Genomic DNA, 23,011 nt, shown 5'->3' with positions numbered 1-23,011 from the left:
CGCGAATTATGCCTCAACCTCCCAGGAAAACTCCACGCAGGCACTACGACCTTCGTCCGACCAACTGGCGTTATGCCCCAATTGCCGGACCAGACTGACGCCGCGCCCCGACAAACGGATACCGTCCAGCGGCCTTTCCATGACTCGCGCCACATCAAAACCCTTGCCGCTGTCCTCAACGCGAACCACCAGCCGGCCGCCCTCGCCTTGTGGCTGCACCTGCAGATGCACACGGACAAAGCCATCCTGCAGCGCCTCCAGCCGATCGTTGCGCTGCTGATAATAGCGAGCAAAACCCGCCGCATCGCGCTTGAGGCTGGAGTCCAGACCCAGCACGCCATGTTCCAGCGCATTGGAATACAACTCGGCCAGCACGCTGTACAAAGCACCACTCTGCGCCCGCAACCCATGCACCTCAAGCAGCAACTGCAACAGGTACGGCAACGGATTGAAGCGCTTGAGCGTGGCGCCACGAAACTCGAAGCTCACCGACCAGTCGAGCGGGCACGACTGGCCGCTGTCGGAATACACCGGCGCCGACGACTTGACCTGCGCCGGCTCCAGCAGGCTGACCTCGACCATGCTGACATCGTCGCGCGCCTCGCCACGAAAATCCCGCAGCGCCTGCTCGATATCCTCGAACAAGCGATCCGGCTCGCGGTTGGCGGCGAACACCTGCTGCAAACGCTCGACGCCGAACAGTTGATCACTGGCGTCACTGGTGTCGATCACCCCGTCAGACAACAGGAACACCCGATCACCGGCGGCCATCGGATGCACTTCCGTACGATCATCGAACGCCTGTGCACTCAGCACCCCCAACGGCAAGTGCCGCGCGGCCAGCGGCACACGCTCGCCAGTGGCAATCCGATGCAGATAACCGTCAGGCATGCCACCGTTCCACACTTCGACCGAACGCCGCTGAAAACTCAGGCACAGCAACGTGGCACAACAGAACATGTCCACCGGCAGGATGCGCTTGAGCTTGGCATTCATCTCGCGCAGGGTTTCGGCCAGGCCGTAGCCCTTGGCGGTCATGCCATAGAACACCTCGGCCAGGGGCATCGCCCCGACGGCTGCCGGCAGGCCATGGCCAGTGAAATCGCCCAACAACACATGCATGTCCCCCGCCGGCGTGTAGGCCGCCAACAGCAGGTCACCGTTGAACAAGGCATAGGGCGATTGCAGGTAGCGGATGTTCGGCGCACTCAGGCAACCGGAATGCGCGACCTTATCGAACACGGCTTTGGCCACACGCTGTTCGTTGAGCAGGTAATCATGGTGTTTGGCGATCAGGTCGCGCTGCTGCAGCACGGTTGCCTGCAAGCGGCGCAAGCGATCCATCGCCTTGATTTTGGCGGCGAGGATCACCTGGTTGTAAGGCTTCGCCAGAAAGTCGTCGCCACCGGCCTCCAGACAACGGGCCAGCGCTTCGCTTTCAGTCAGCGAGGTGAGGAAGATGATCGGCACCAGCGTCTCGCCCGCCAGCGCCTTGATCTGCCGCGCGGCTTCGAAGCCGTCCATGACCGGCATCATCGCGTCCATCAGCACCAGATCGGGTTGCTGCCGGCGAAACAGATCGACCGCTTCGGCACCGTTGGCCGCCGTCAAGACGTTATGGCCCTGACGACGGACGATGGTCGACAGCAACAGGCGATCGGCGGCGCTGTCTTCGGCGATCAGTATGGTCAGCGGCTCTTGCGCCTGCATGGTCGTCAAGTGATGTCGAATAGTTTGTCGAAATTGGAGATGGCGAGGATCTTCTTCACATCGGAGCTGCTGTTGACGACTCGCACGTCCGAGTTATCGCCGCCGGCGTGATCGCGCAGCAGGAGCAGCATGCCCAGTGCGGAGCTGTCGAGGTAGGTGGCTTCTTTCAGGTCGACCACAATGGATTCAGGCTTGGTGTCGAGCCGCTCATAGGAATCGCGAAATTCCTGATGGCGACCAAAATCAAATCGACCCTTGACGGAAATCGTCAGCTTTTGACCATCCGGAGAGACTTCTGTAACGACTGACATTGACTGGCTTCCTTGTCATTGACGAACCTGTACAAGGTTTAGCACTTGGTAGACCCATGGGCAAGGTGCAACACCGGATCAAATGTGGGAGCGAGCCTGCTCGCGAAGGCATCGTGCCAGTCAACAATTGAGCCAGTTGACCGAATGCATTCGCGAGAAAGCTCGCTCCCACAGGGTTTCGCGGTGCAATTTAGAAGGGATTCTGTCGCGGCAAACGCTGTGACAATTCATCGAGCAACTTCTGCTCGCGCTTGTCTTCGAGACGTTGCGCCTCTTCGCGATAACGCTGCACCAGTTTGCGCAAACCTTCGACCTTGGCGAACGCCTGTTGCCATTCTTCACGCGCCTTGTCGAGTTTGTTCTGGTGCCAGACCAGACTCTGGCGCTGCTGGTCGACGGCGGTGTCGAGTTGCGCCAGAAAACCCTGAAAACCCAGCAGCCACTGCCCGCTCACGCCGGTGCTGCCGCGCACGATCCATTGCTGCGAGTAATCCAGACGAAAGGCATTGAGGTCGGCGAGTTTGCTTTCTGCGACTTTGACCTGACCCTGAAAATAGCCCAGCCGTTGCACGGCGGTTTTCTCGGCCTGTTCGGCCATGTCCACCACCGGAGCCAGGCGCGCAGCGCGGCTGACGGCCATGGCCGGTTACCCGCCCGCCGCAGGGGCGAACAAGGTCTCGAGATAGGCCTGGCTTTCACCCATGTTGATTTTGTCGTTGAGGCCCTGACGCTGGTAGCGCACCAACTGCGGTTGCAGGGAAATCGCCAGATCGGTCTCGCGGTCGCCGCCGGCAACGTAGGCGCCGACGCTGATCAGATCGCGGCTCTGCTGATAACGCGACCACAACTGTTTGAAGTACTGCGCGCGCTGCATGTGTTCCGGCGAAACCACCGCCGGCATTACCCGGCTGATCGACGCTTCAATGTCGATGGCCGGATAGTGCCCTTCCTCGGCCAGACGCCGGGACAGCACGATGTGACCATCAAGTACGCCTCGAGCCGAGTCGGCAATCGGATCCTGCTGGTCATCGCCTTCGGACAACACCGTATAGAACGCGGTAATCGAACCACCGCCCTTCTCCGCATTACCGGCACGCTCAACCAGTTTCGGCAATTTGGCGAACACCGACGGCGGATACCCCTTGGTTGCCGGCGGTTCGCCGATGGCCAAGGCGATTTCCCGCTGCGCCTGGGCGAAACGGGTCAGCGAATCCATCAGCAGCAGGACGTTCTTGCCCTTGTCGCGGAAATACTCGGCAATTCGCGTGCAATACATGGCGGCGCGCAGGCGCATCAGCGGCGCATCGTCCGCAGGGGATGCGACGACCACGGAACGCTTGAGACCTTCTTCACCGAGGATGTGCTCGATGAATTCCTTAACTTCTCGACCCCGCTCACCGATCAGGCCAACGACGATGATGTCGGCCTCGGTGAAGCGGGTCATCATGCCCAGCAACACCGATTTACCGACACCGGTACCGGCGAACAGACCCAGACGCTGGCCGCGACCGACCGTCAGCAAACCGTTGATGCAACGGATACCAACGTCCAGCGGTACGCTGATCGGGTCACGGTTGAGCGGGTTGATCGTCGGGCCGTCCATTGGCACCCAGTCTTCGGCCTTCATCCCGCCCTTGCCGTCCAGCGCACGACCGGCGCCGTCGAGGACGCGCCCGAGCATGCTCATGCCCATCGGCAAGCGACCGGTATCAGCCAGTGGTACCACACGGGCGCCCGGGGCGATGCCGGCAACGCTGCCGACCGGCATCAGGAATACTTTGCTGCCGGAAAACCCCATGACTTCCGCTTCGACCTGGGACGGGTGATAGCTGTCGTCATTGATCACCAGGCAGCGCGTGCCCATGGCGGCGCGCAGGCCTTCGGCTTCGAGGGTGAGGCCGACCATGCGCAGCAGGCGACCTTCAAGAATCGGCGCGCCGGCAATCTCGGTGGCCTCAGCGTAAGTACTCAGGCGCTTGGCGAAACTGGTGCGTTCAAGGCGCATCGGGTTCGTCCGCGAGCGGCTCTTCAGGTGAGGCCGCCGGTTTTACGTCTTCGGGAATGTCCAGACTCAGATCCGCCTCGGCCGGGTGCAACGCCTGCTCGTGCAACTGATCGAACAGTTTGGCCATGACCTGAGCGACGCGGGTTTCGATGCTGGCATCGATGCGGCTGTGCTCGGTTTCAACCCGGCAGCCACCCGGCAACAGCGATTCATCTTCGACGATGCGCCAGGTTTCCTCATGACGTTCGCGCAAGGCCTTGGCCTGTTCGAAGTCCTGCGGATTGACGTACAGGCGCACATTGTCGACGCCCAGCGGCAACAGCTTGAGGGCATCGCGCATGACGTGTTCGATCTGGCTGGAATCAATGGCCAGTTCGCGCTTGATCACCTGTTTGGTGATGTGCTGCACGAGGTCGACCAGCGACTTTTCGATCTGCGTATCTTGCTCGGCGATGGGCTCGAACAGGTTCGCCATCAACTGCTCAAGGCTGGCAAGTTTTGCCGCCAGCGCCACTTCAGCTTCCTGACGAACCTTGAGCGTGGCGCTGTGAAAACCTTCTTTTTCGCCGATGCCGAAGCCCTCGTTGTAAGCCTCCTGACGGATGCTTTCGAGTTCTTCCAGGGTCAGTGGCTGGACTTCTTCCAGCGGCACCTCTTCCATTTCCGGCGGTTCGGGTTCCGGCTCTGGCTCGGGTTCCGGTTTCGGCGGGTCGAAGCTGGGCATCGCCCAGGATTCGAAACCACGGACATCGCGGGCACGGATCAGATCCGTCACATCGTCGTCGTGCTTGTCCATGGGCTTAGATCATTTCCTCGCCACCTTTGCCACCGAGTACGATCTCGCCGGCTTCGGCCATACGACGGGCAATGGTGAGGATTTCTTTCTGCGCGGTTTCGACATCGCTGACGCGCACCGGGCCTTTGGCCTCGAGGTCGTCGCGCAACAGTTCGGCAGCACGTTTGGACATGTTCTTGAAGATCTTCTCTTTGACGCCTTCGTCCGAACCCTTGAGGGCCAGCACCAGCACGTCCGAGGACACTTCGCGCAGCAACGCCTGAATGCCACGGTCGTCGACATCGGCGAGGTTGTTGAACACGAACATGAGGTCTTCGATCTGACCGGACAGGTCTTCGTCGACTTCGCGGATCGAGTCCATGAGCTGGCCTTCGATCGAGCTGTCGAGGAAGTTCATGATGTCGGCCGCACGCTTGATGCCACCCAGGGTGGTGCGCGAGGCATTCGAGTTGCCGGAGAACTGCTTCTCGAGAATCTGGTTCAGCTCTTTCAGTGCTGCTGGCTGTACGGTGTTCAACGACGAGACGCGCAGGATGATGTCCAGACGCACCTTGTGGTCGAAGTTGCCCAGCACTTCACCGGCCTGATCCGGGTCGAGGTACGCCACCACGATCGCTTGAATTTGCGGGTGCTCGTAACGGATCACGTCGGCAACGGCGCGCGGCTCCATCCATTTCAGGCTGTCGAGGCCACTGGTGTTGCCACCGAGCAGGATGCGGTCGATCAGGCCGTTGGCCTTGTCTTCACCCAGGGCCTGAGTGAGCATTTTGCGCACGTAGTCGTCGGAACCGACGCCGAGGCTGGTCTGGTCGCCGACGATGTCGACGAACTCGCTCATGACCTGCTCGACCTGCTCGCGATGGACGTTGCCCATCTGGGCCATGGCCACGCCGACACGCTGAACCTCTTTCGGGCCCATGTGGCGCAGCACTTGTGCGGCGTCGGTCGAACCCAGGGACAGCAGCAGAATCGCGGCTTTGTCGACCTTGGTCAGTTTGACGGTAGCGGCTCGGTTATCACTCATCTGCGTTAATCCACTCTTTCACGACCTGAGCCACGCGACCCGGATCCTCGGCCACCAGACTCTTGATTGCATTCAACTGCGCGTCATAACCCTCACTTGGGCTCGGCAACAGAATGCTCTGCGGACCACCGAGGCTTACGCGGTCGTTGGCCAGGTCGCCGTCCAGGCCGCCCATCCCACCGAGTTCCACGTCGCTGCCCAGACCGGCCAGCTCCTTGCCTTTGCCGCCGCCGGTGATGTTGTTGAGCACCGGACGCAGCACACCAAACACCAGCACCAGGATGAACAACACACCCAGCACTTGTTTGACGATGTCCCAGAACCATGGCTGGGAGTAGAACGGAATATCGGCAATCACTTCGCCGCGCTCGGCGGAGAACGGCATGTTGATCACGCTGACGCTGTCGCCACGACTGGCGTCGAAACCGACGGCGTCCTGGACCAGACGGGTGAAACGCGCCAATTCGTCGGCGCTCCACGGCGCGCGTGTGGTTTCGCCGTTGGCCGCGTTGACCTTGACCTGATCGTCGACCACCACCGACACCGACAGGCGATTCAGGCGACCCTGCTGCTGTTTGGTGTGGCTGATGGAACGGTCGAGTTCGAAGTTCTTGGTCGATTGTTGACGCTTGTCTGCCGGGTATGGTGCGAGCATCGGCTGGCCGGTGGCCGGGTCCATGATCTGCTGACCGTTGGCGTCAACCAATGGCTGGCCTGGCTGCACCATAGCGGCCGGCGCGGCGGCGCCACCGGTGGTTTGCGGCGCCGAGGCTGGCGACGGCGGCTGGTTGCTCAGGGCACCCGGCACACCTTGCGGGCCATTGCTGGCGGTGCGTTGTTCGTTGACCGACTGCTCGCTGCGCAACGCCGGTTGATCCGGGTTGAACTGCTCGGCAGTCGACTCGACGGCATTGAAATCGATGTCGGCCGAGACCTCAGCCTTGTAGCGATCATTGCCCAATACCGGCTGCAGAATGTTGTGCACGCGCTGGGTGAGCATGCTTTCCATGCGGCGGCTGTAATCGAACTGCTTGCCGGCCATGGTCATTTCGGAGTTCTCCGCCTGATCAGAGAGCAGGTTGCCCTTCTGGTCGACGACGGTGATCTGCGACTTGCTCAATTCAGGAACGGAGGTGGCCACCAGGTTGATGATCGCCACCACCTGACCCGGCTCCAGCGAACGACCGGAATACAACTCGACCAGAATCGAAGCACTTGGCTTGCGTTCATCACGCACGAACACCGAACTCTTCGGAATCGCCAGGTGCACGCGGGCACCCTTGACGTTGTTCAAGCTGGAGATGGTCCGCGCCAGTTCACCTTCGAGGCCACGACGGTAGCGCGTCGCTTCCATGAACTGACTGGTGCCCAGCCCCTGTTCCTTGTCGAGGATTTCAAAACCGATGTTGCCGTCGCTGGGAGTGACACCAGCAGCGGCGAGTTTCATCCGCGCACGGGACAGGTCATCGGCCTTGACCAGCAAGGCGCCGGAGTTCGGTTCGACGGTGTAAGGAATGTCAGCAGAGGCCAGGGTGTCCATGACCTGCTTGGCGTCCATGCCGGCAAGACTGCCGTACAACGGACGGTAATCCGGCTGCTGCGACCACAGCACCACGGCAAAGCCAATCGCCACGCTCGCAGCCAGGCCGACCAACAGGCCCACCTGACGCAGCATGGTCATCTCGGAGAGGTTTTCCAGGAAGGACAGGCCGAACAGCGGCGGTTTGCCGTCTATCGGGGTGGCCTTGGCCGGAACGTTATCGGCGACTGCTTCTGCCATGACTCAATCTCGTCCTTAAACCGGCATCTGCATGATGTCTTGATAAGCCTGAACCAGCTTGTTGCGCACCTGGGTCAGAGCCTGGAACGACACGCTGGCTTTTTGCGAAGCGATCATCACGTCCGTCAGATCGACGCCGCTCTTGCCCACTTCGAATGCGTTGGCCAACTGAGTCGACGCGGTCTGGGTATCGCTGACCTTGTTGATCGCCTGACCGAGCATGTCGGAAAAGCTGCTGCCTCCCAACTCAGGGACAGCGGTCGTCGATTTCGGCGCAGACATGGCATCCAGCTTCATGGCCTTCATGTCTGTCATCAACCGATTAAATTCAATACCTTGGCTCATGGTCTACTCTCTTGGGCGGCCCGCAATTTTTTGACACTCACTCGGCGGGTACACAGGTATTAGCAACAAGGGTGCCAGCTCATGGGCACCCCTTTCAGAAAAGCGTTTTCAAATCGTTGCGCCAGACGTCAGGTGGCGAACAGATAACCTTCGACGTCCATCCCGGCATCGCGCATTTGCGCCAGCTTGTAGCGCAGGGTGCGCGGGCTGATACCGAGCTTTTCCGCCGCCTCTTTACGTCGGCCGCGCTCGGCGCGCAGGGTGTCGATGATCATCTGAAACTCCCGGCGCCGCAGGTCATCGCCCAATGCACCGGCGGAATCCGCTTCGATTTCCACCTCGCGAAGCACCGCTGACACCGGCGCGACGACGGGCATCGCGGTGTACGTCACGGGACCGGCCAGACAGAAATCCTGCGGCTGAATCAAACCGCCCTGCTGCAAGATCAGCGCACGCTGAATGGCGTTATCCAGCTCACGCACATTGCCCGGCCACGGGTAAGCGGTCAGGCACGTCTGCGCTTCAGGCGAGAGTTTCGCCGCCGCGTGCTTCATTTTATTGACGTGTTTGGCCAGCAACCTTTCGGCCAGCGGCAGGATATCGGCAGTGCGCTCGCGAAGTGGACGCCAGGCCAAGGGGAAAACCGACAGACGGTAAAAAAGGTCTTCACGGAAACGCCCCGCCGCCACTTCGCCCGCCAGATCACGGTTGGTGGTGGCGACCACGCGAATATCCAGGGCAATCGGTTTACGTGCCCCGACGCGCTCGACCTCGCGCTCCTGCAACACGCGCAGCAGTTTGGCTTGCAGGCCGAGGGGCATTTCGGAGATTTCGTCGAGCAACAGCGTGCCGCCGTCGGCTTGTTCGAACTTGCCGGCCTGCGCCGCGATGGCGCCGGTGAACGAACCCTTCTCGTGGCCGAACAACGTGGCTTCGAGCATGTTGTCCGGGATCGCCGCACAGTTGATCGCAATGAACGGCTGGCTGGCGCGATGGGATTGCTGGTGAATGTAGCGCGCCAACACTTCTTTACCGGTGCCGGATTCGCCGGAGATCAGCACTGTCGAATCGCTGCGCGCCACCCGCGCTGCCAGCTCCAGCAACTGCGCACTGGCCGGCTCGACGGCCACCGGACCGTCGCCGTCGCTTGTGCCAATACTGCCTAGCGCATGCCGTGCCACCAGATCCAGCAAGGCCTTGGGTTCAAACGGCTTGACCAGATAGTCGGCCGCGCCCTGGCGCATCGCATCGACCGCACGCTCGACCGCGCCGTGCGCCGTCATCAGCAACACCGGCAATTGCGGTTGGCGGGCCCGCAACAGCGAGAGTAACTGGTGACCGTCCATGCCCGGCATGTTGACGTCGCTGACCACCAGATTGAACGCCTCACGCGCCACCGCCGTCAGCGCGTCTTCAGCGCAGCCGACCGCATGGTAATCGTGCCCGGCCAGCAACAACGTATCGGCCAGCGCCTCGCGCAATGAGCGGTCATCCTCGACCAGCAAAACCTTGATGCCCATGTCTTTTACTCAGCTCCGTGTACAGCGGAAAACAGCGGCAGGATCACCTGCGCGCACGTGCCGCGCCCGACCCGCGAACGCAGCAGCAATTCTCCCTGATGCGCACGGGCCACAGCCTTGACCACGGTCAGGCCGAGGCCGGTGCCGGTGACTTTGGTGGTAAAAAATGGCTCGCCGAGCCGCGCCAGAACCGCAGGCTCGATGCCGCTGCCACTGTCGCTGATACTCAGATGCAGGTTGTTGTCACGGGTGTAGCAATGCACTTTCAGGCGGACGTCGCCGACACTGGCCTGAATGGCGTTTTCGATCAGGTTCAGCAGCGCTCCGACCAGCGTGTCGCGGTTGCACAGCAGCTCACCGGCATGACTGTCGCACTGCCAGCGGATGGGCAGATCCTGGACATGCGTCAGCGCCGCCGCTTGCAGTGCCTGCATCAAGCTATTCGGGGTCAGGCGATCGGTCAGCGGCAACTCACCGCGAGCGAAGACCAGCATGTCGCGCACTTGGTGCTCGAGTTCGTGCAGGCGCTCTTTCAGGCGCCCGGCGAAACGCTGCTGGGTAGCGACCGGCAATTGCTGCTCAGTCAAATGACTGGCATAGAGCAAAGCGGCTGACAGCGGCGTGCGGATCTGATGGGCCAGCGAGGCGACCATGCGCCCCAGCGAGGACAAGCGCTCGTGGCGTGCCAGTTGATCTTGCAGATGACGGGTTTCTGTCAGGTCGTTGAGCAACACCAGTTGCCCCGGCTCGGCATCCAGCGAACGGGTGGCAATCGACAGGCGTCGACCATTTTTCAAGGAAACTTCATGACCGTCGTCTTCACGCGGGGCAAAGCAACGCGCAATCACATGGCGCCACAGCTCGCCCTCAAGCGGCAAGCCGAGCAGTTCGATAGCGGCAGGATTAGATTCGCGCACCATGCCGTGACCGTCGATGACGATGACGCCACCGGGCAACAGATCAAGGAGATTTTGCAGGCGGTTGGCCAAGCGTTCTTTTTCCGCCAGCTCCTGCATGCGCTGGGCACTGACGACTGCGAGCTCCCCCTTGAGCTCGGTCACCCGTGCTTCAAGCATGCTGTAGGAGTCCGTCAGTTGGCTGGACATCTGGCTGAACAGCTCGAATGCCTGCTCCAGGCCCTGTCGGCTTGCCTGCTCTACGGAGGACGGCTGCCCCTCGGGACTGGAGGCAGTAGACATCTGGGCGTGGGGCATTGTGCTTTCTCGCTTGGCTGACCGTCAGTTAAACGGAACGTTGCGAGGGCTGTAGCAATACCCGTGCCTAAAAAAAACTGCTTATAAATGAAGCAGTTGAAAAACAGGCGTCAATCCTCCGCCTGTTCATCTCCATCGCGCCGGCTCATGCCGTACTTGCGCATCTTCTCCACCAGGGTGGTGCGACGGATACGCAGGCGTTCAGCCGCACGCGCCACAATGCCATTGGCATCGTCCAGCGCCTGCTGAATCAGGCCTTGCTCCAGACCACCGAGGTAGTCTTTCAGGTCCAGGCCTTCCGGCGGCAGCATGGCGTTGGCGGTGAAGTCCGGCGTATGGCCGTTGATCGCCACGCGCTCTTCGAGATCGCTGCGCAGGCTGTCGACCATTTGCTCGTCTTCGTCGTCGACGTAGCGGAATTTCTTCGGCAGCTCGACCACGCCGATCACCCCGTACGGATGCATGATCGCCATGCGCTCCACCAGGTTGGCCAGCTCGCGGACGTTGCCCGGCCAGCCGTGACGGCACAGCGACATGATCGCTGCCGAGTTGAAGCGGATCGAACCGCGCTTCTCGTGTTCCATGCGCGAGATCAGTTCGTTCATCAGCAAAGGAATATCTTCGACGCGCTCACGCAGCGGCGCCATCTCGATCGGGAACACGTTCAGGCGATAGTAAAGGTCTTCGCGGAAGGTGCCGATCTCGATCATGCTTTCGAGATTCTTGTGGGTCGCGGCGATGATGCGCACATCGACGCTCTGGGTCTTGTTGCTGCCCACGCGCTCGAAGGTGCGCTCCTGCAGGACGCGCAGCAGCTTGACCTGCATCGGCAGCGGCATGTCGCCGATTTCGTCGAGGAACAGGGTCCCGCCATTGGCCAATTCGAAGCGGCCGGCACGGCTGGTGATCGCGCCGGTAAAGGCGCCCTTCTCGTGACCGAACAATTCGCTTTCGAGCAGCTCTGCCGGGATCGCCCCGCAGTTGACCGGCACGAATGGTGCGTCGCGGCGCTTGGAATGGTAATGCAGGTTGCGCGCAACCACTTCCTTGCCAGTGCCGGACTCACCGAGGATCAGTACGCTGGCATCGGTGTCGGCGACTTGCTGCATCATCTGGCGCACGTGCTGAATCGCACGGCTGGTGCCGACAAGGCTGCGGAACAGATTGGGTTCGCGATGACGACCGCGCTCGCGTGCCTGGTCGTACATCTCGCGATAGACCTGGGCACGGTGCAGGGAGTCGAGCAATTTGCTGTAGCTGGGAGGCATTTCGAGGGTCGAAAGCACTCGGCGACGCTGGTCTTCAGGCAAGTCAACGGAAGAATTATCGCCCATCAACAAAACCGGAAGGAACTCATCCCAGGTTGAGAGTGTCTTTAGCAAGCCCAAAAGCGCACCAGGAGCATTAACCGTCCCGATCAGTACGCAAATGACCTCACGACTAGACGACAAAGAGCCGACTGCCTGCTGCCAGTCATGGCTGCCGCAGGGTAAATTTTCTTCGCCAAGAAAATTTAGAATCACCGCCAGGTCGCGGCGGCGGACGCTATCGTCATCGATCAGCAGAATTTTGGTTTCACGCCACATGCAATAGCAACTTCCCTAGTCAACTCAATGCCCAAAATAAGGGGCAAGCGAGACGCTTGCAGGACACCATGTGCCTGTAGACGCCTGAAATCTGAAAACAGCCACTAGTTAAGTCAAAAAACCGTGCACAGTCAAATTTATGGCGCACATGTCTGGATTAACTGGGGGTTAATTAACCAAACAGATGGTAAACCTTTGCCGCCTTTTGCGCTTGGGTGATCTGCGACATCTCGTTGGCTATCGCCTGCCGCTCACCCATGGCCACCTCGAGAAGCTCCTTGTAGACGTGGAGCAACTCCTCAAGGTTGTCGCGCAACGCGACCTCGTCCAGCGCAGCCTCAGCCATGACGTCTTCCATGCAGGAACGGCAAGCCAGATCCAGTTCACCAATGGCTTCCCAATTGCGTTCAGCGAGGGCAGTAACCAACGCTTCTCGGGTATCGGCGATTCGCTGCAATACAAGACTCATGACGATCTCCTTTAAAACTGCGGAGCAGGCACAGGGGCAATAGCATCCCAGCCTTCCTTGACCGTGCTCAGCAAGCCGGCAACCTCATCAAGAATGCGCAGGTCGCTGCTGATGTTCGCCTCGGCGAGGCGCTTCATCATGTAGATATACAGCCCATCCAGATCAGCCAGGGTATCTGCGCTGTTTTCCAGATCAAGGCCTTCACGCAGACCGCTGACAATGCCAATCGCCTTGCTGATCGAAGTGCATTTGCCAGGAATGTCCTTGCGCTCGATGGCGCCTTTGGCCTGAGCGATACGGGCCAGACCACCTTCCATCAACATTTGCACCAGACGGTGCGGGCTCGCTTCGGATGTCTGAGCGTGTGCGCCGACTTTCTGATACTGCCGAAGGGCTAACATCGGATTCATGTTCTACCTCATTGCCACAATGACTCGTATAACCAGTGTATCGCCAACGAATCACAGAACTTTAGATCAAAAGACAAAAACCCGGCGCACGCCGATGAAGCGTAGCCGGGTTTTTGTCGTGCCCGCCTTTTACTTCGCGGACTGCTGAGCGTTCAGCGAGCTGAAGAACGACGTAATGTTGCTCGCCGTAGCCTTCATCTGCCCTACCAGCAAGTCCATGGCGTTGTACTTGGCAGTCAACGTCTTGGTCAGGTTGGCGACACGCAGATCCAGCGCCAACTGCTGCGACGTGAGGCTGCGGGTGTTGTTGTTCAGAATGGTCATACGCTGATCAAGCAGACCGCTGGTGGTTTTACCATCAGCAGAAGCTTTGAGGTACGGATCGACCGCTTTGCTCATTCGCGCCAACAGACCGTTTTTGTCGTCGGTACCGGAGAACAGCTGCTGCACCTGGCCAGTCATGCCTGGCTGAGACATGGCCTTGTTGAAAGCCGTCGCGTCCAGCGTCAGCTTACCGGTGTCGCGATCGGTCATGACGCCGATCTGCGACAGCACACCCAGCTCGCCAGGCGACGAAGTGGTCAATTGGGCACGAATGTCCGCAATCAACGTCCGCGGCAGAGAATCACCGGTAAACGCGGCCTGCACCGTCAACTTGCCATCTTCGTCCGGCGTTGCCTTGGACAGGCTATCGATAGTGGTCTTGAGCGTGTTGAAAGCGTCGACGAATTGCTGAACCGAAGCCTGCAAGCCCTTGGTGTTGGTATCGACAGAGACCTTGACCGCAGTGGGGCTGGCTTCCACCAGGTTCATGGTCAAGCCACTGATGGCGCCGCTCACTGTGTTGCTCTTGCTGGTAACGGCAAGACCATCAATGGTCAGCTTCGCATCCTTGGCAATATCGCCCACAGCCCCTGAGTCACCAGCGGCCGGGGTCGCAGACATGACCTTGGTGCCATCGATTTCCAGACCGGCAATACCACTGACCGTCAGGTCGGAGCCCGCGCCCGTCTTGTTGGAGCTGATCACCAGACGCGAAGCGCCCGAGCTGTCGGTCACGATGTTGGCGGAAACACCGTTGACACCCTGCGCCTTGTTGATGGCATCACGGGTAGTCTGCAAGGTGGCATTGGCCGGAATATCGACATTGTAATCAGTGCCATTCTGACTGATTTTCAGGGTACCACTCGGAATGGCACTGGCCGCGCCGCCGGCAAAGGATGCACTGGCTACTTTCGAGCCGGTGGCCAAGTTATTTACCACGACACTGTATGTGCCCGAAACAGCCGTGTTATCGGAAGTCGCGGTCAGCGTTGTCGGGGTAGCCGAGGTCGCCGCGTAACCGGCAAACGCAGGGTTGGTCTTACTGCCCAGATCGGTCATTGCCTTCTGGTAGGCCGCCAATGCGTTTTTCAGCGCACCGACACCGGAAATCTTCAGGGTGTTGGTTTTGGTCGCAGAATCGATCTGCGTCTGCTTCGGCGACTTGTCGGCGTTTACCAGCGCGGTCACGATCGCGCCGATGTCCAGGCCGGAACCCAGTCCGGAACCCGGTAGAATTGGACTTGCCATGTGCATCTCCCTTCAGATTGTTGCCATTCTTTTGACCGTTACACGCATCTTGAGAACGGACAAACATAATTCATGCCAGCTATCAGACTTTGGCGTCAAACAATACGTGACTCGCATTGGCGAGGCTGTCTGCCAGCTTGAGGGCTTCTGCGGAGGGAATCTGTCGTACGACCTCACCCGTCTCGCTTGCGATCACCTTGACGATGACCTTCCCGGAATGCTCATCGATCGAGAACTCCAGATTGCGCTTGATCGATTGGACGAACTTCTCGATCTCCTGCACTGCCAGTTTCAGCTTGGCGTCATCCGTGCCCTGACTTTTCCTGTCAGCGACCGGCGCTTCGACCTTGGCAACTTTTGGCGTCTCTGACGGCTTGTCAGCAACAGGTGTCGCTGGCTTGGGAGCCGGATAAGACACGTTAAGCTTTACGCTCATGTCCATGCCCATCACCTCCTAACGAAAAAAGCGAGAGAGCGCGACCAGCGCACTCCCCCGCTCAAACTCATTCCGAAATTACTGAAGCAGCTTCAGTACAGCGGAAGGCAGTTGGTTGGCTTGAGCCAGAACAGAGGTCGAAGCCTGTTGCAGGGTTTGCTGCTTGGTCAGGTTAGCAGTCTCTGCGGCGAAGTCGGTATCTTGTACGCGACCTTGTGCAGCAGTGGTGTTCTCGGTGATGTTCTGCAAGTTCTGGATGGTGCTGGTCAGACGGTTTTGCGAAGCACCCAGGCTGGCGCGGGTTGCACCGATGGCAGCGATTGCAGCGTCGATCGCGGTGATCGCGTTGTCGATGTTCTGCGAAGCGCCAGTTACGGTAGCACCGGTCAGGGACAGAGTACCGCTACCTACCGACAGGCTTACTGCGTCGAACTTGGAGCTCAGTACCAGGTCGATGTGGTTAGCCGAACCGGTGTTTGCGCCCACTTGCAGGGTCACAGTACCAGCCGAACCGTCCAGCAGGTTTTTGCCGTTCAGGTTGGTCGAAGCCGAGATACGGGTGATCTCGTCGGACATCTGAGCGAATTCAGCGTTGGTAGCGGTCTGGTCAGCAGTGCCGTTGGTACCGTTACGTGCTTTAACAGCCAGTTCACGCATACGCTGCAGGATGTCGGTAGTAGCTTGCAGAGCGCCTTCAGCGGTCTGGGCAACGGAGATACCGTCGTTGGCGTTCTGGATGGCTTGGGTGTTACCACGGATCTGCGAGGACATACGGTTCGAGATCTGCAGGCCAGCGGCGTCGTCTTTAGCGCTGTTGATTTTCAGGCCGGAAGACAGGCGCTGCATCGAAGTCGACAGAGCGTCGGAAGCGCGGTTCAGGTTTTTCTGAACGTTCAACGACGTGGTGTTGGTGTTTACTGTTAAAGCCATGACGAATTCCTCGTTGGTTGGGTACTGCGGCTTCCGGCCCTGGCAACCGCCGGGTATGGCCTAGAGAACCTTCGTAATAGTTATCGTCGGGTTTGCAGGTTGCTTGAGGGCTTTTTGAAAAAAATTTGCCATCACCCTGCCACCCCCGAGAAAACAAAGACTTAGCAGTACGTCAGCCGCGAAAAAATGACGTCATAAAACCGACTGCCGCGCAAAGCTGCGGGCCAGTGCTGTCGGCCTGCTCAGACCGGAACACTTTCCAGCAACTCGATCAATTCGTACTCCATATAATCAGCCAGCCCCAACCAGTCCTGGCGCTCCTGACAATCGAGCATTTGCGCGAGCACCTGCGCCCACATTTGCTGGACATCCGCAGACCCCGAGAGCAGCAACTGCTGTGCATCTTCGAAAATATCAACCATGCCCAGCGCTGCCTCGACATCCCGCCCCAGCCGAAACAGACCGGCACACTGACGGCATTCACCGATGCACTTTTTCATCGCCGTCATTGCACAAACTCCTGATTGAATTGCGTCCCGGCGATCAGCGCACCCGCCCTGCTGCTGTTGAAGAACTCAACGTGCGGATGCGCAGCGATGTAACGTTCCAGCACACACAGGTAACCGCGGAAGTTGAGCTGGGTACTGACTCGTTGACCCTGCCCATCGCGCACCCAGTGCCGCGCCTGATTCACACCCGGCCCCAGATCGCCATCGCTCCAGCCCGCGTGAGTCTTGTTCATCGGGAAGGCGAAATCGGCGCCAAATAGCGTGATGCGAGACGCGCCCATTTGCACCGCCAGATCGACCGCCGGATGGATCACGCTGCCGCCGACGTGCAGCAGCGCGCGCGGATGCTGTTCACGCAACCCGGCGTACACCGGACTTGCCGAGTAACCGCCATAGCGCTTGCCCTTCCAGGCCCGCAGAACTTCGGGATCACTCATGGGCAAATACACCAGCGGGATACCGTCAGACGCCTCGAACGGCAAATGACGGAAGCTGATGCGCTGATCAATGGTCACCACCAGATCCGGAACGATCCCGTGCTCAATCAACGGCCGATACGCCGTGTCGACACAGATGAACAGCGGGCGCTGAGCCTGATTCCGGAGCGCTGCCAATCGTTCAAAGTGCCCTTCCAGAGTCGGCCCGGTAGCGATCACGTAGATCTCGCGATCGGTGCAGGTACCAAACAACTGCGCCACATCGTCATCACCCAGCAGCACCGGCAAGCAGTCCTGCAAGCGCTGTTGAATGAACGGCGACTGCGCGTCGAATTCGCGATTGTTAAAACTCAGATGGACTTCATTGACCAGCCGATCGCGAATCTTCGCGTTGTAGTCATCGGCCAGCAACATCTCGGCAGGCAGGGCAAAAAACGGCGTGAACAAGTCCGGATGATCGGCAGCGTAAAACAACTCGACCCGCGGGTCCTCCAGCCACTGACGCTGATCGAGCAGTTGCACCACCAGCGCAAACAGCGCGCCATTGAGGATGTGCACGTACAAGCGTTGCAATCCCGTTCGCTCAAGCAGCACACCGGGCAAATCACCGAGACCGGTGCCATAGACGTGCAGTTGCGCCTTGTCCGGCAGGCTGGCCGCCTGAATCTGCGCTTCATGGAGGCGATCGTGACGACTGGTGAGCTGGATGCCGTTGATGCTCAGCGTCGAGCCTAGCCCTTCTACCAGTTCGGCCTGAATGGAATCACTGTCTTCAGCCAACAGTCGCTCGAACAGCGCCGGCCAGCGCCGTTGCAACACCTCGGCATTGGCTTGAAAAAACTCGCTCATGGCGCCTCGCGCTCCCTTCCAGGCAAAAAAATAGCGTTCAAGGTTAACCTTGAACGCTATTTTTGTATCCGCCGTTTTTGCTCGGACTCAAGGGCGATAGATGATCGCCGAGCCCCATGACAGACCGACACCAAAACCGCTCAGCGCAATACGCTGCCAGTCGGAATCGATGACGTGTTTTTCCAGCAGCAACGGAATGCTCGACGACACGGTATTCCCGGTCTCGACCATGTCCTTGATGAACTTCTCCGGCTCGCCTTCGAAGCGCCGCGCCACTGCATCGACAATCGCCGCACTGCCTTGGTGAATGCAGAAGGCATCGATGTCATCGGCCTTCAGACCGGAATCGTCGAGCAGTTCGTGCAAGTGTGCCGGGACTTTGAGCAGCGCAAAGTTGAAGACCTGACGACCGTTCATGAAGAACACGCCATCGGTGACTTTCAAGTGCGGTGCACCGGAGCCGTCGGTGCCAAACTTGGCCTTGCCCAGCGCCCAGGTCGGATCTTCACCCATCCACGTAGCGGTTGCGGCATCGCCGAACAGCATGGTGGTGTTGCGGTCTTCCGGATCGACGATTTTCGAGTACGGGTCAGCGGTAATCAGCAGGCCGTTCTTCAGGCCTGCGGCTTCCATGAAGCCCTTTATCGCGTAGATGCCGTAGACATAACCGGAGCAGCCCAAGGAAATGTCGAACGCCGCCACGTTGGTCGGCAGACCGAGTTTGTCCTGCACGATTGCAGCCGTGTGCGGCAGGCCTTCTTCGTCACCGTTCTGGGTGACGACGATCAAGGCGTCGATCGATTCACGTTTCAGATCCGGGTTGCTGGCAAACAGCGCATTGGCCGCTTCCACGCACAGGTCGGAGGTTTCTTGTTCAGCGTCTTTGCGCGGCAGGAATGCCGAACCGATCTTGCCAAGGATAAATTCTTCATCCTTCTCGAATTTTGCACCTTGTGCGTAATTGTCCACGCCGGCTACAGGAACGTAGCTCGCAATGCTTTTTATGCCAATCATTACGGCTTCCCAATAAAAAACAGCCCAAGACCACCGCTCGCAAGGATTTCGAGGGGCGCCGACAAACAGAAAACGGCCGCCACAAAGGGCAGCCACGGGGAGCGCAAAGGGCTATCACTGGAATCGAAAACGAGCCAGGCGCCATCTCCCCGATCAATACAATACAGTGAAGATGCGCGTTATGACTCGCAGGTCACGCTATTTTGCCGAATCGGTGCAGATCGGGTTATTCGACCAACGACCAGTCCAGCGGTGTGCCGCGCTTGATCGGGGCGCGGGCGCGGCGACCAAGAACAGCGTCGGTGTGCTTGGGCGGCAGACCGAGGCCGGGGCGAATGGCGCGCAGATTGTCCCCGGTAAAGGTGTCACCGGCGGCCATGTCGGCCGTGACATACAGCGAACGGCGATAGACCAACGACTTGCGTTCAGCCTCTGTGACACCGTAATGCACTTGGCCCATGGCTTGCCAGGCGCGCTCGGTTTCCACCACCAGGCTGGCCATTTCCGCCGGTTCCAGGGAGAAACTCGCATCGACGCCCCCCGCTGAACGGTCGAGGGTGAAGTGTTTTTCCACCACCGTCGCCCCCAGCGCCACCGCAGCCACCGACACGCCTACGCCCATCGAGTGGTCGGACAGCCCCACCTCGCAACCGAACAGTTCCCGCAGATGCGGGATCGTGCGCACGTTGCTGTTGAGCGGTGTCGCCGGGTAGGTGCTGGTGCATTTGAGCAAGACCAGATCCTTGCAGCCGGCTTCACGCGCGGCGCGCACGGTTTCATCCAGTTCAGCGATACTGGCCATGCCGGTGGAGATGATCAGCGGTTTGCCGGTGGCGGCCACGCGGCGGATCAACGGCAAGTCAGTGTTTTCGAAACTGGCGATCTTGTAGGCCGGCACATCAAGGCTTTCGAGAAAGTCCACGGCGCTGTCATCGAACGGTGTCGAGAACGCGAGCATCCCCAGTTCCTTGGCACGAGCAAAAATCGGCGCATGCCATTCCCACGGTGTATGGGCTTTTTCATACAAATCGTAGAGCGAAGTGCCGGCCCACAGACTGCCCGGATCCTTGATGAAGAACTCACCTTCAGACAAATCCAGCGTCATGGTTTCGGCGGTGTAGGTTTGCAGTTTCAAGGCATGCGCCCCGGCCTTGGCCGCTGCCTCGACGATTTGCAGGGCCACGTCCAGCGACTGGTTATGGTTGCCACTCATCTCGGCAATGATGAAGGGCGGCGCATCGGCACCGATCAAGCGGTTGCCGATCTTGAAACTAGTCATGCGGGTGATCCTTCAAAACACGGGTGAACGTACAGGCACTCTGAGTGAACCCGGCGTCACGAAACACATTCAACGAGGCACGATTGCCCGGCAGTACCTGAGCGGTAATGGCGGTCACTTGCGGCCAGTGGCGGGTGACGAACGTTTCGCCCCGCGTCAGCAGCGCCTTGCCCCAACCCAGGCCGAAACGTCCCTCAAGCAGATAGATCGATACTTCGGCAGCAAACCCGCGCAGGTCATAACGCAGCACACCGACCGGGCCGTCATCGGCTTCGGCGATCAACAGTAAACGCTGCGGATTACGCAGACTGGCGGTCAGCCAGTTGACGTGCTGCGACCAGTCGATTTCAGCGCTCGCCAGCGACCAACGCCGCACCGGTTCGGCATTGCGACCATCGAACAACAGCCGTGCATCCTCTAACGTGACGGGACGGATGGCCAGCACTGCGCCGGCCAGAGCGGCAGCAACGCGCAGCGCTCCGCGTCCATCGACCAGTTGCCGCGAGCGTTCGGCCAGGCCCTGTCGCAAATAATAATTGTCGGCGACGAAGCCGATGGCGTCGCGCAACTGCTCGACACTGACCTGCTCACGGGCGCCCATGAAAACATGTGCCCCCGTTACGGCCATGATTTCGCCGTTGGCCTGCTGGTTGTTCGACACGGCAATGCAAATTGTCGGCAAGCCCAACGCCGCGCGCTCCCAACTGGTGCCGCCACCGGCGCCGACAAACAGGTCGGCTTCGCTCATGCGCTGGTAGAAATCGCTGACAAAACTGTGCAGACGCCAGTTCGGCCGTGTCTCGGCCAATGCCTGCATCTGCGCCCACGCCGGATTATCGGCGCCAGCGACGAAGTCCACCTGCAGCTCGGTGAAATCCGCCAGGGCCAGCATCGCGTGGTGGGTTTGCATTGCGGCATCGAATCCGCCGAAGTTCACCAGTACCCGGCGCGCCTTGGGCTTGATCTCGATGGCAGGGCAGTTGAATTCTTCGCGCAACAGCGCATAACGCGGCCCGAGCAACGTGCGACAACCTTCGGGCAGCAACGGCGCATAGTTTTCACTGAGGCCGGAAAGATTCTGATTGAGCAACAAATCGACGCTGTAGCGCCGGGTGGCAAGATCATCCACCGCTGCAATTCGATGCGCCCAGCGCCGTGCAGCGGTTTGCCAGTGATGATCGAGGCCGTAGTGGTCGACGATGATCCAGTCAAACTCGGCCTGACCTTCAAGCTGCGAGCCCAGCGCATCAATGTCGGCCTGCCACGGCAGCATCGATTCGATGGCTTGCTGTGGATCTTCATTGGCGTAGCGATCAGGCAGCGCGAACGTTTCGAAACCCTCGGCGCGCAAGGCATCAAGGCGATGCCCCGGCAGGCAGCGGCAGGCAAACGCGACGTGGCTGCCCTGCCCGCGCAACACTCGCGCCAGCGTCAGGCAGCGGGCAATGTGGCCGCTGCCGATGGTTGGCGAGGCGTCGGCACGAATCAGCACTCTCATTGCAGCTCTCCACCAGCCTTGAGCGCGGCGTAAAGGTATTCGGCGCGTTTCCAGTCTTCGGGGTTATCGATGTCCTGGACCAGATGCCGGGGCAGAATCACCGGCAGGCTGGCTGGCGAATAGAGCACCTCGCCGCGCAACCACGCCTCACGACGGCCCCAATAAAACTGACCGGCGTCCTGAAAAGCTTTGGGCAAATCCTGCGAGCGGGTGTTGCGGAACTCGGGATACAACGCGCGCAAGGCGCCCTGCTCGTCCAGCGTCAATGCCCGTTGCACCGGAAAGCCGAAATCGCAAACGGAGAACGCAAACGACTTGTCTGCATGCCGTTCCAGCAACTCCAGGCCTTCACGTAGATAACGCACCTGCAACAGCGGTGCCGTAGCGTAAATGCAGCAAGCGAAATCGAAGGATGGCAGTTGCTCCAGCGCATGCACGATAACCGCAGCAGTGCCGGTGAAATCATCGGCCAGCGCCGCCGGACGCATGAACGGCACCTGTGCACCGTGCGCTCGCGCCACCTCGGCAATCTCGGCATCGTCCGTGCTGACCACCACCAGGTCGAACAAGCCGGACTCCAGCGCGGTGCGGATCGAACGGACAATCATCGGCACGCCGTCGAACGGCAAAAGGTTCTTGCGCGGGATGCGTTTGCTACCGCCACGGGCCGGGATGATTGCGACGTTGCTCAAGGGCGCTTTTCCAACAGGAACCAAGTGATGTCGTCCACAGGAAACTGCGGATCGCGGTGATAGACGAAACCATAATCCAGCAAGTGCAAATCGGCATAGCGATCGAGCATTTCACCGGCAAAATCGCGCTTGAACAGCTTGCCGCTGTTGCCACGATAGGACACCTCCACCGGTGCCGGATTGTAATACTCGGCGATCAGGATGTAGCGCTGGCTCAACGCGTACAACTGCGCATAAGCGGTCGGCAACAGCTCCGGGGCCAAGTGAATCAGCACGCCTTTACTCAGGGTCAGGTCGTAGCGGCGCTCGCGCGGGAAGTCGAACAGCGAGCCATGCCAGATCTGGGCAATGTCCAACGCCCGTGCCTGAGCACAGGCGCTGTCGTTGATCTCGACGCCGAACAGTTCACAACGCGGCAACAGTTGATGCAACGCCTGCAAATTGTTGCCGGCATTGGTGCCCAGCTCAACCAGACTCTCGATACCTGCAGCCCGGCTCAGCGCTTTGGCAAACAACGCCAGGTTCGCCGCCACTAGCGGCTGACCGACATTGCGCGCGACGTACTGGTTGCCGAAGTCGCCCTGCCAGAACTTTTCCTGCTCACTCAAATGACGCATTGCAGATA

At 59.7% G+C, this 23,011-nt stretch carries 23 protein-coding genes; all 23 read right to left on the bottom strand.

Annotated features, from left to right (window positions below; all coding sequences use genetic code 11):
• Positions 1–6 precede the first annotated feature (6 nt).
• Entirely contained in the window at positions 7–1,710 is a 1,704-nt protein-coding gene (locus AB4O11_RS16405) for an ATP-binding SpoIIE family protein phosphatase (RefSeq protein WP_460131096.1), read from the bottom strand.
• A gap of 5 nt (positions 1,711–1,715) precedes the next feature.
• Positions 1,716–2,021 (bottom strand): STAS domain-containing protein, encoded by a 306-nt coding sequence (locus AB4O11_RS16400; RefSeq protein ID WP_093439728.1) that lies wholly within the window; start codon positions 2,019–2,021, stop codon positions 1,716–1,718.
• A gap of 190 nt (positions 2,022–2,211) precedes the next feature.
• Complete coding sequence (gene fliJ / locus AB4O11_RS16395; RefSeq protein WP_093439724.1) at positions 2,212–2,661, bottom strand: flagellar export protein FliJ; 450 nt, start codon at positions 2,659–2,661, stop codon at positions 2,212–2,214.
• Between the two features lie 6 nt (positions 2,662–2,667).
• Entirely contained in the window at positions 2,668–4,026 is a 1,359-nt protein-coding gene (gene fliI, locus AB4O11_RS16390; RefSeq protein WP_093439720.1) for a flagellar protein export ATPase FliI, read from the bottom strand.
• Positions 4,016–4,822 (bottom strand): flagellar assembly protein FliH, encoded by an 807-nt coding sequence (gene fliH / locus AB4O11_RS16385; protein WP_460127514.1) that lies wholly within the window; start codon positions 4,820–4,822, stop codon positions 4,016–4,018. The genes fliI and fliH overlap by 11 nt, the downstream gene beginning before the upstream one ends.
• Before the next feature lie 4 nt (positions 4,823–4,826).
• Entirely contained in the window at positions 4,827–5,846 is a 1,020-nt protein-coding gene (fliG, locus tag AB4O11_RS16380) for a flagellar motor switch protein FliG (RefSeq protein WP_016771079.1), read from the bottom strand.
• A complete protein-coding gene (gene fliF, locus AB4O11_RS16375) occupies positions 5,839–7,626 on the bottom strand; it encodes a flagellar basal-body MS-ring/collar protein FliF (protein ID WP_093439711.1) in 1,788 nt (595 codons plus the stop codon). The genes fliG and fliF overlap by 8 nt, the downstream gene beginning before the upstream one ends.
• A 15-nt stretch (positions 7,627–7,641) precedes the next feature.
• Entirely contained in the window at positions 7,642–7,971 is a 330-nt protein-coding gene (gene fliE, locus AB4O11_RS16370) for a flagellar hook-basal body complex protein FliE (RefSeq protein WP_007920044.1), read from the bottom strand.
• Between the two features lie 128 nt (positions 7,972–8,099).
• On the bottom strand, positions 8,100–9,491 hold the full coding sequence (locus tag AB4O11_RS16365; protein WP_460090185.1) for a sigma-54-dependent transcriptional regulator: 1,392 nt from the start codon (positions 9,489–9,491) through the stop codon (positions 8,100–8,102).
• Positions 9,492–9,496: 5 nt separating this feature from the next.
• On the bottom strand, positions 9,497–10,690 hold the full coding sequence (locus tag AB4O11_RS16360; protein WP_177413071.1) for a sensor histidine kinase: 1,194 nt from the start codon (positions 10,688–10,690) through the stop codon (positions 9,497–9,499).
• Positions 10,691–10,815: 125 nt separating this feature from the next.
• A complete protein-coding gene (locus tag AB4O11_RS16355; RefSeq protein WP_007920053.1) occupies positions 10,816–12,291 on the bottom strand; it encodes a sigma-54 dependent transcriptional regulator in 1,476 nt (491 codons plus the stop codon).
• Between the two features lie 172 nt (positions 12,292–12,463).
• Positions 12,464–12,760 carry a hypothetical protein gene (locus AB4O11_RS16350; RefSeq protein WP_016984299.1) on the bottom strand — a complete coding sequence of 99 codons (297 nt, stop codon included), beginning with the start codon at positions 12,758–12,760 and terminating at the stop codon, positions 12,464–12,466.
• 11 nt (positions 12,761–12,771) lie between these two features.
• Positions 12,772–13,170, bottom strand: a complete 399-nt coding sequence (gene fliS / locus AB4O11_RS16345) for a flagellar export chaperone FliS (protein WP_093439698.1) — start codon at positions 13,168–13,170, stop codon at positions 12,772–12,774.
• Positions 13,171–13,299: 129 nt separating this feature from the next.
• Positions 13,300–14,742, bottom strand: coding sequence for a flagellar filament capping protein FliD (gene fliD, locus AB4O11_RS16340; protein WP_007920056.1), 1,443 nt, complete (start codon positions 14,740–14,742; stop codon positions 13,300–13,302).
• A gap of 82 nt (positions 14,743–14,824) precedes the next feature.
• Positions 14,825–15,184, bottom strand: coding sequence for a flagellar protein FlaG (locus AB4O11_RS16335; protein WP_093439690.1), 360 nt, complete (start codon positions 15,182–15,184; stop codon positions 14,825–14,827).
• Positions 15,185–15,256: 72 nt separating this feature from the next.
• Positions 15,257–16,108, bottom strand: a complete 852-nt coding sequence (locus tag AB4O11_RS16330; protein ID WP_007920059.1) for a flagellin domain-containing protein — start codon at positions 16,106–16,108, stop codon at positions 15,257–15,259.
• Positions 16,109–16,350: 242 nt separating this feature from the next.
• Complete coding sequence (locus tag AB4O11_RS16325) at positions 16,351–16,617, bottom strand: hypothetical protein (RefSeq protein WP_116254416.1); 267 nt, start codon at positions 16,615–16,617, stop codon at positions 16,351–16,353.
• Positions 16,614–17,903, bottom strand: coding sequence for a motility associated factor glycosyltransferase family protein (locus tag AB4O11_RS16320; protein ID WP_460127510.1), 1,290 nt, complete (start codon positions 17,901–17,903; stop codon positions 16,614–16,616). Before AB4O11_RS16320 ends, AB4O11_RS16325 begins: the two co-directional genes overlap by 4 nt.
• 87 nt (positions 17,904–17,990) lie before the next feature.
• Positions 17,991–18,917: a ketoacyl-ACP synthase III gene (locus tag AB4O11_RS16315; protein WP_007920064.1), complete on the bottom strand. Its 927-nt coding sequence runs from the start codon at positions 18,915–18,917 to the stop codon at positions 17,991–17,993.
• A 226-nt stretch (positions 18,918–19,143) separates the two neighbouring features.
• Positions 19,144–20,196 (bottom strand): pseudaminic acid synthase, encoded by a 1,053-nt coding sequence (pseI, locus tag AB4O11_RS16310; protein WP_460127508.1) that lies wholly within the window; start codon positions 20,194–20,196, stop codon positions 19,144–19,146.
• Positions 20,189–21,694, bottom strand: a complete 1,506-nt coding sequence (gene pseG / locus AB4O11_RS16305; protein ID WP_460127506.1) for a UDP-2,4-diacetamido-2,4,6-trideoxy-beta-L-altropyranose hydrolase — start codon at positions 21,692–21,694, stop codon at positions 20,189–20,191. The genes pseI and pseG overlap by 8 nt, the downstream gene beginning before the upstream one ends.
• Positions 21,691–22,386 carry a pseudaminic acid cytidylyltransferase gene (gene pseF, locus AB4O11_RS16300; protein WP_460127504.1) on the bottom strand — a complete coding sequence of 232 codons (696 nt, stop codon included), beginning with the start codon at positions 22,384–22,386 and terminating at the stop codon, positions 21,691–21,693. Before pseF ends, pseG begins: the two co-directional genes overlap by 4 nt.
• Positions 22,383–23,003 (bottom strand): pseudaminic acid biosynthesis-associated methylase, encoded by a 621-nt coding sequence (locus AB4O11_RS16295; RefSeq protein WP_093439652.1) that lies wholly within the window; start codon positions 23,001–23,003, stop codon positions 22,383–22,385. Before AB4O11_RS16295 ends, pseF begins: the two co-directional genes overlap by 4 nt.
• Positions 23,004–23,011 lie beyond the last annotated feature (8 nt).

The sequence above is a fragment of the Pseudomonas sp. H1_D05 genome (assembly GCF_054682705.1).
The sequence above is the reverse complement of the archived record's forward strand: the minus strand, read 5'-3'. Positions and strand labels throughout refer to the sequence as shown.

Coding starts and splice junctions, on each gene's coding strand:
- AB4O11_RS16360 (WP_177413071.1), bottom strand. CDS start 10,690: ATGTCTACTGCCTCCAGTCCCGAGGGGCAGCCGTCCTCCGTAGAGCAG.
- fliJ (WP_093439724.1), bottom strand. CDS start 2,661: ATGGCCGTCAGCCGCGCTGCGCGCCTGGCTCCGGTGGTGGACATGGCC.
- AB4O11_RS16405 (WP_460131096.1), bottom strand. CDS start 1,710: ATGCAGGCGCAAGAGCCGCTGACCATACTGATCGCCGAAGACAGCGCC.
- AB4O11_RS16315 (WP_007920064.1), bottom strand. CDS start 18,917: ATGATTGGCATAAAAAGCATTGCGAGCTACGTTCCTGTAGCCGGCGTG.
- fliE (WP_007920044.1), bottom strand. CDS start 7,971: ATGAGCCAAGGTATTGAATTTAATCGGTTGATGACAGACATGAAGGCC.
- fliD (WP_007920056.1), bottom strand. CDS start 14,742: ATGGCAAGTCCAATTCTACCGGGTTCCGGACTGGGTTCCGGCCTGGAC.
- fliI (WP_093439720.1), bottom strand. CDS start 4,026: ATGCGCCTTGAACGCACCAGTTTCGCCAAGCGCCTGAGTACTTACGCT.
- AB4O11_RS16330 (WP_007920059.1), bottom strand. CDS start 16,108: ATGGCTTTAACAGTAAACACCAACACCACGTCGTTGAACGTTCAGAAA.
- AB4O11_RS16355 (WP_007920053.1), bottom strand. CDS start 12,291: ATGTGGCGTGAAACCAAAATTCTGCTGATCGATGACGATAGCGTCCGC.
- AB4O11_RS16295 (WP_093439652.1), bottom strand. CDS start 23,003: ATGCGTCATTTGAGTGAGCAGGAAAAGTTCTGGCAGGGCGACTTCGGC.
- AB4O11_RS16400 (WP_093439728.1), bottom strand. CDS start 2,021: ATGTCAGTCGTTACAGAAGTCTCTCCGGATGGTCAAAAGCTGACGATT.
- fliH (WP_460127514.1), bottom strand. CDS start 4,822: ATGGACAAGCACGACGACGATGTGACGGATCTGATCCGTGCCCGCGAT.
- AB4O11_RS16335 (WP_093439690.1), bottom strand. CDS start 15,184: ATGGACATGAGCGTAAAGCTTAACGTGTCTTATCCGGCTCCCAAGCCA.
- pseG (WP_460127506.1), bottom strand. CDS start 21,694: ATGAGAGTGCTGATTCGTGCCGACGCCTCGCCAACCATCGGCAGCGGC.
- fliG (WP_016771079.1), bottom strand. CDS start 5,846: ATGAGTGATAACCGAGCCGCTACCGTCAAACTGACCAAGGTCGACAAA.
- AB4O11_RS16320 (WP_460127510.1), bottom strand. CDS start 17,903: ATGAGCGAGTTTTTTCAAGCCAATGCCGAGGTGTTGCAACGGCGCTGG.
- AB4O11_RS16365 (WP_460090185.1), bottom strand. CDS start 9,491: ATGGGCATCAAGGTTTTGCTGGTCGAGGATGACCGCTCATTGCGCGAG.
- AB4O11_RS16350 (WP_016984299.1), bottom strand. CDS start 12,760: ATGAGTCTTGTATTGCAGCGAATCGCCGATACCCGAGAAGCGTTGGTT.
- pseI (WP_460127508.1), bottom strand. CDS start 20,196: ATGACTAGTTTCAAGATCGGCAACCGCTTGATCGGTGCCGATGCGCCG.
- fliF (WP_093439711.1), bottom strand. CDS start 7,626: ATGGCAGAAGCAGTCGCCGATAACGTTCCGGCCAAGGCCACCCCGATA.
- fliS (WP_093439698.1), bottom strand. CDS start 13,170: ATGAATCCGATGTTAGCCCTTCGGCAGTATCAGAAAGTCGGCGCACAC.
- AB4O11_RS16325 (WP_116254416.1), bottom strand. CDS start 16,617: ATGACGGCGATGAAAAAGTGCATCGGTGAATGCCGTCAGTGTGCCGGT.